This is a genomic window from Burkholderiales bacterium (genome assembly GCA_013695435.1).
GTDB lineage: Bacteria > Pseudomonadota > Gammaproteobacteria > Burkholderiales > JACMKV01 > JACMKV01.
Genome location: JACDAM010000275.1, coordinates 1 through 6,696, shown reverse-complemented (window position 1 = coordinate 6,696; position 6,696 = coordinate 1). Strand labels below are relative to the sequence as shown.

7 protein-coding genes are annotated in these 6,696 nt (G+C 61.8%); all 7 read left to right on the top strand.

The genetic code is table 11. The features are described from left to right. Nucleotides 1-525: 525 nt before the first annotated feature. The gene (locus tag H0V78_13660) at nt 526-1,668 is read left to right on the top strand and encodes a TonB family protein (GenBank protein ID MBA2352784.1); all 1,143 of its coding nucleotides are present in this window, start codon (nt 526-528) and stop codon (nt 1,666-1,668) included. A gap of 195 nt (nt 1,669-1,863) precedes the next feature. Next, nucleotides 1,864-2,886 carry a cation transporter gene (locus H0V78_13655; GenBank protein ID MBA2352783.1) on the top strand — a complete coding sequence of 341 codons (1,023 nt, stop codon included), beginning with the start codon at nt 1,864-1,866 and terminating at the stop codon, nt 2,884-2,886. Then, nucleotides 2,883-3,605, top strand: a complete 723-nt coding sequence (locus H0V78_13650) for a leucyl/phenylalanyl-tRNA--protein transferase (GenBank protein ID MBA2352782.1) — start codon at nt 2,883-2,885, stop codon at nt 3,603-3,605. Before H0V78_13655 ends, H0V78_13650 begins: the two co-directional genes overlap by 4 nt. After that, a complete protein-coding gene (locus H0V78_13645; GenBank protein ID MBA2352781.1) occupies nt 3,602-4,339 on the top strand; it encodes an arginyltransferase in 738 nt (245 codons plus the stop codon). The genes H0V78_13650 and H0V78_13645 overlap by 4 nt, the downstream gene beginning before the upstream one ends. Nucleotides 4,340-4,357: 18 nt before the next feature. After that, nucleotides 4,358-5,041 (top strand): response regulator transcription factor, encoded by a 684-nt coding sequence (locus tag H0V78_13640; protein ID MBA2352780.1) that lies wholly within the window; start codon nt 4,358-4,360, stop codon nt 5,039-5,041. Further along, nucleotides 5,031-6,365 carry a sensor histidine kinase gene (locus H0V78_13635; GenBank protein MBA2352779.1) on the top strand — a complete coding sequence of 445 codons (1,335 nt, stop codon included), beginning with the start codon at nt 5,031-5,033 and terminating at the stop codon, nt 6,363-6,365. Before H0V78_13640 ends, H0V78_13635 begins: the two co-directional genes overlap by 11 nt. Nucleotides 6,366-6,389: 24 nt before the next feature. Further along, the coding region (locus tag H0V78_13630) for a quinone-dependent dihydroorotate dehydrogenase (protein ID MBA2352778.1) at nt 6,390-6,696 on the top strand (307 nt) is incomplete at its 3' end.

The window sequence follows — 6,696 nt, the reverse complement described above, 5'->3', positions numbered from 1 at the left end:
GCGTAACGTGTCCGCGCGCCCCGCCGACACGTTAGCCACAGGCCCGCTTGCGGGAGGCGGGTCCAAGGCGCGCTCCCCGCGCAAACGGCCGCTTCGCGGTAACGTGTCCGCGCGCCGGGATGGCGGGGTGGCGGTTGCAAGATCAGTTCCCACACGACCCCGCTTCACTTCCCCACCCCAGCTCTCCCCAGCAAGTGGGGAGGGAGCAAATCGTCCCCGCGTTACCGCAACCTCCCTCCCCTGCTCGCGCCCGCCTCCGCGCTTTGCGAAAGCTATTGCGGCGATGCTGGCGTGATGATCTGCCGGACCGTACCCAGAATTCTGCCTCGTTCGCCGACTGCGGCGGGCCTGTAATTAGCTCGCGTTCCGCTCGAGAGGCGACCTGAACACCGCCGCAGTCGGCGGCAACCTGCGTCCGACCCAATTTCAACTGCTCAGACGAGACTGCAATTGCGTCCACCGACACATTTTTGCCATGAATCCCGGTTCAACGGGAAAGCTGGACAGTCCGTCCACCCTTGCGCCATGCGTTGCTGCCTGATCCCGATTTTTGCTTTTTGCCTGCTCGTTACCGAAACGGCGCAAAGCGGTAGCGGCAACCCTCAAATCGAGCGCGCCGAACAAGCTGTTGCGGAGAAATCAAGCAGCCAACCCGTTCAGCCAGGACCGAAATTCGTCGAGGCCGAGGCAGAAGACGTTAGGCGCTACGCCGATCGATGCCTGGACCGAATCGCCGCCAACATCGTCGATCCGGGCAATGCAAGCGACGAGAAAGGGGCGATAACGGTAACAATTGCGGTCAGATCGGACGGTTCGATCGAGTCCCTCGAAATCGATAGCTCCTCCGGGCATCGGCTCGTTGACCGAACCCTGATGACGGCGATCGATAATGCCGCGCCATTCGCGCCCTTTCCGGCGTCCGTAAAACGGCGGATGGATGTATTGCACATCACCCGAACTTTTACGTACGGCGACCGGCAGCAAGCCACGCCGCAGGAGACATTGGCGGTTGCCGACGAAGCGCTCATCGCCGCAGCCGAAGCGCTCTTTATCGGCGAACAATGGGCGCAAGCCGCTGAACTGCTCGACAGTGCGAGTCATGGCGGAAACCCTCGCGCGCAGGTCTTGCTTGGCCAGGCGCTGGTCAAGCTCGGCGATCTGCGCGGCGCGGAAATTTGGCTGGCAAAAGCGGCCGGGACAGGTGATGGCGAAGCGCAGTTTCAACTGGCAGGCCTCTATTCGCAGATGCTGCCGGACGATCAGACCAGGTCTCTGGAATGGATCAGGAAATCGGCCGCACAGGATTACACCAAAGCGCGCCTCGTCCTCGATCTTGCGGAATCGGCGCCCGTCCCGCCGCAAGCGATCGGCGGCATCATCGATACGCTGAAACTGACGGCCTACGTTGCGGAATTGTCGCGCCGCCATCTGACCGCAAATCCGCGCGCGCTGGCCTGCTACCAGCTCGACGCCGGAAGCTTCGAAGCGGTTTACGGCAAATCGGTCGGCGCGTGCAGCAAACGGATGGCAGCCGACTTCCCGGAAGGCGTGCCGCAGGCCGCGACGATAGCGTTCTCGCGCCAGTTCGGCGCATGCATCAAGGAGCAGAACCGGAAAGCCAAGGACATTGCGCTCGAAGATCTGCAGCGCTGCGTGAAGAAGCTGTAGGAGCGCGACGCGTGCGATAGCTTTGCGATGCCAATGTGCGCTCGATTGCAACGGCAGATTTCGTCCGCCCGAATCGTCCGCTTGTTTCCGGATGTGACGAAAGACTGACCGCCGTTCAGAAGCAACATCGGGCGGTGTTGTCCTTCCGTTGCCCGCCAGCCGTTTCTTGCCTACCATGTCGGCACGGCAAAGCTTATGCTGCAAGCAACTTCCTCTACGTCGATATCCAGCGCGCCCCGCCATGCCTTTGCCCCCTGCCTTTTCCGCTCCCGCTGCCAGCCATCCGCCAGCGTGAACCGCGCTTCTCTCGTCCGCTACGCCTGGTTGTCTATTGCGGCGGCGGTTTTCGGCCTTGTCGCAAAGGGCGGCGCATGGCTGACGACCGGTTCGGTCGGCCTGCTGTCGGATGCGATGGAATCGCTGGTCAATCTTGCCGCCGCGCTGATGGCGTGGGCGATGCTGGCGATTGCCGCGCGCCCGGCCGACGAAGACCACGCTTTTGGCCACGAAAAAGCCGAATATTTTTCCAGCGGGGCCGAAGGCGGATTGATGCTGGTGGCCGGCGTCGGTATTGCTTATGCCGCGGTTCAGCGTTTTCGTTATCCCCATCCGATCGAGCAGATCGAGTTGGGCATCGCGATTGCTGTCCTCGCCTCGATTGTCAATCTGGCGGTTTCGCGCATTCTGCTGCGCGCCGGGCGGCGCCATCGTTCGATTACGCTGGAAGCCGATGCGCGCCATCTGCTGACCGACGTTTGGACTTCCGCCGGAATCCTGCTCGCGCTTGCCGCAGTCGCGGTGACCGGATGGCATGTGCTCGATCCGATGATTGCCATCGTGGTTGCGGCCATGATCCTGTGGTCGGGCGGCCGGCTGATACAGCGCTCGATACACGGCTTGATGGATGCGGCGCTGCCGCGCGCCGAGCAACGCGCCGTGCAAGACACGCTCGATCGCTATTGCAAAGAGGAAGGCATCCAGTACCACGCGCTGCGTACGCGCTGCGCGGCTGCGCGCAGCTTCGTCGAGGTACACGTGCTGGTTCCGGGCGCGTGGTCGGTGCAGCGCGGCCACAATTTGCTGGAAGCGATCGAAGCCGATATTCGCGGCAAACTGAGCAACGTCACCATCCTCACCCACCTCGAGCCGATCGAAGATCCGATTTCGTTCCAGGATACCGGGCTGGACCGCGATCAGGTATTGCTGAAAGAGCAATGATTCCGTGGCTGAATCGCAACGATCCGTTTCCACCGATCGAATGCGCGTTGTCCAATCCGAATGGCTTGCTCGCGGCCGGCGCCGATCTGTCGGCGGCGCGCCTGCTCGAAGCTTACCGCCATGGCATTTTCCCTTGGTTCGATGCCAGCGAACCGGTCCTGTGGTGGAGCCCGAATCCGCGCATGGTACTGTTTCCCGGGGAATTCAGAGTTTCGCGCAGCCTGCGCAAAACGCTGGCAAAACGGGATTACGAAGTGCGCGTCGACACTGCGTTTCGCCCCGTCATGCGCGCCTGCGCGGAGCCGCGCCAAGGTCAGGACGGCACCTGGATTACGCCGCAGATGATTCGCGCCTATAGCGCGCTGCACGAACAGGGCTACGCGCACTCGATCGAAACCTGGGTCGATGATGAACTGGCCGGCGGGCTGTATGGCGTCGCCCTCGGCCGCGTGTTCTTCGGCGAATCGATGTTTGCGCACCGCACCGATGCCTCGAAAATTGCACTTGCGCATCTGGTCGCGCGGCTCCGCGCGCAGGGGTTCGGCCTGATCGATTGCCAGATGGAAACCGCGCACCTTGCCAGCCTCGGCGCGCGTCCTCTTTCCCGAGAAATATTTATTCCAATGCTGCGCGAGTTGGTAAACTATCCGGCATCGGCTGCAAAATGGGCAGCCCATCCGATTAGCGCTGCATCTGCCCCTGTTACTGCCAGCAAATGACGCTGCTCAGCGATTTTCCGCTTTCGGTTTTGCAGTTTTACGCCACCGCGCCCTACCCGTGCAGCTACTTGCCCGATGCGATGGCGCGCTCACAGGTGGCGACGCCCAGCCATCTGATCGACGCGACCGTATACAGCGAACTCGTGCGCTCCGGCTTTCGCCGCAGCGGCGCCTTCACCTACCGGCCTTATTGCGATCATTGCCGCGCCTGCGTGCCGGTGCGCGTGCCGGTCGATTCCTTCCAGCCGAATCGGGCGCAGCGCCGCGCCGGGAAACAGCACCATGCGCTGCAATCCGAATCGCTCGAACTCAAATACCGGCTCGAACACTACGCTTTGTATCTGCGCTACCAATCGAGCCGGCATTCCGGCGGCGGCATGGACAACGACAGCCGCGAGCAGTATCGCCATTTCCTTTTGCAGAGCAACGTGCGTTCGAGCCTGGTCGAATTCCGCGATCCGGCAGAGCGGCATTTGCGCATGGTCAGCATCGTCGATCGTCTGCAGGATGGCTTGTCATCGGTCTACACGTTTTTCGATCCCGATACCCCGCGCGCGAGCTTCGGCACCTACAACATCCTCTGGCAAATCGAACTGTGCCGGAAACTCGGTCTGCCGTATCTGTATCTCGGCTACTGGATCGCGCACAGTCCGAAGATGGCGTACAAGATCAACTTTCAGCCGATCCAGGGGCTGATCGAAGGCCGTTGGCAGATACTCAACGATCAGTTGTAGCGCACTTCAAACAGCGCGATGCGCATCCTGATTGTCGAAGACGACCGCGACATCGCCGCCAACCTCTACGATTATCTGGAAAGCCGCGGCCATGTCGTCGATGCGGCCGCCGATGGCGTCACCGGCCTGCACCTCGCCGTCACTGCGGATTTCGACGCCCTCCTGCTCGATCTCAATCTGCCGGTCATCGATGGTCTGACGCTGTGCCGGCGCCTGCGCGAAGACGCCGGCCGCGATACGCCGGTACTGATGCTGACCGCGCGCGATACGCTGGCCGACAAGCTCGATGGTTTTGCGCAGGGCGCCGACGATTACCTGGTCAAGCCGTTTGCATTGCGCGAAGTCGAAGCCAGGTTGCTGGCGCTGCACAAGAGGCGCAGTGGTAAGGTGGCTGACCCCGAACTTCGCGTCGGCGAACTGGTATTCGATACCGACAGGTTGAAAATCGTATTTGCCGGAGAGCCCGTCAGGCTGCCGCCGAAATCGATGCGCTTGCTCGAATGCATGATGGCGCGGCCGCATCACGTTTTCTCCCGCGCCGAACTCGAACTCGCGATCTGGGGCGAAGAGCAAGCGACCAGCGATACCCTGCGCAGCCACATGCACACGCTGCGCCGTGCGCTCGCGCGGGCGGGCGGCTTTGATCCGATCGAATCCGTGCACGGCATCGGCTACCGCCTCGTCGCACATAATGCGCACTAAGGCCGGCTCCCGCCTGCGCTCCGGTTTGCGACTGTTGCCAGGTCTGCGCTTTCGACCCGGTTTGCGTCTACGCGTGGCGCTGAGTTTCGCGCTGTTCAGCATGCTGCTGACCACGGCGCAAACCATTGCGATCTTTCTGGTGACCTACGATAAGGAAGAGGAATTCATCAACGCGATCCTGGCCGACGAGATGAGCGAACTGATCGCGCGCTACCGGCAGGATCCGCGGATATCGCGGAGTCATGATTCCGACCTGTCCGGATATATCGTCTCTGCCAACGAGCGCGGCACTCTACCGGCATACTTGCAAAACCTCGCAATCGGCCATCAGGAAATCTTCGTCGACGGCAAGGAATTTCATGTCGAAGTCCGCAAACAGGACGACGCCGAGTTTTATCTGTTGTACGACGCGTCTCGCCACGAACAGCGCATTGCCAACTTCCGTACATTCCTGCTGCTCGGCATGGCGAGCATGGCGGCAGTTACCGTGGGGCTCGGCTTCTGGTTGTCCGGGCTGCTGGTCAGGCAAGTCGCCGATCTCGCGCAGCGCGTCGCGGGCCGCACGCCCGGTATCCAATATCCGCCGCTGGCCTCGAATTACCACGACGAAGAAGTTGTGAGCGTGGCGCAATCGTTCGATGAATACGACCAGCGCATGAGGCGACTGTTGCAGCGCGAGAAGGAGTTCACCGCCAATCTGAGCCACGAGTTGCGCACGCCGCTGACGGCGATCGTCACGAGTTGTGAACTGCTCGGCGAAGACCCGACGCTGTCGGCCAAAACGCGGCAGCGCCTGGAGGCAATCGCCGGCGCCGGCGCGCGCATCGAGCAGACCATGAGCGCGCTTTTACTGCTGGCGCGCGAGACGCAAGCCGGCGACGATGAAGCGGTCGATGTGCGCGAGGCCATCGATGAGGCGCTGGCACCGTTTCGCGATCAATTGGCCGCGAAGGACATCGAGATCGAACTTATCATTCCCAACAACAGCGTGCTGCACGTGTACCGTCCGGCGCTGCAGCTCGCGCTGACCAACCTGATAAAAAACGCCGCCAAATATACCGACCGCGGAGCCATAAAATTCCGTTATGACGATGGCACTCTCGCCATCAGCGACACCGGCCGGGGCATAGCCGCATCCGATCTGCCGCATATCTTCAAGCGACATTATCGCGGCCAGGACGAATATCTGGGCGGCAGCGGCCTCGGCCTGGCCATCGTCAGACGTATCGCCGAGCGTTTCAGTTGGGACGTCAGCGCCGAAAGCCTGCCGCCCCGGGGCAGTACGTTCGCCCTGCGGTTTCCCGCAAAAAGCCGCAGCGCTTAAGCCAGGCTCCACCGCCGCACGCCGATGCTGTACCGTTTGATGCGTCCGCTGCTGTTCAGGCTCGAGGCCGAGACTGCTCACCATCTAACCCTCGAATCGCTGAAGCACGCGCAACGGCTGAACATTTTCGGTCACGCGCAGCCGATGTCGAGCCCAATCGAGCTGATGGGGCTGCAATTTCCAAACCGCGTCGGACTCGCCGCCGGCCTCGACAAGAATGGCGAGTACATCGATGCGCTCGCTGCGCTCGGTTTCGGCTTCATCGAAATCGGCACGGTGACGCCGCGGCCACAGCCAGGAAATCCGAAGCCGCGGTTGTTTCGCATTCCTG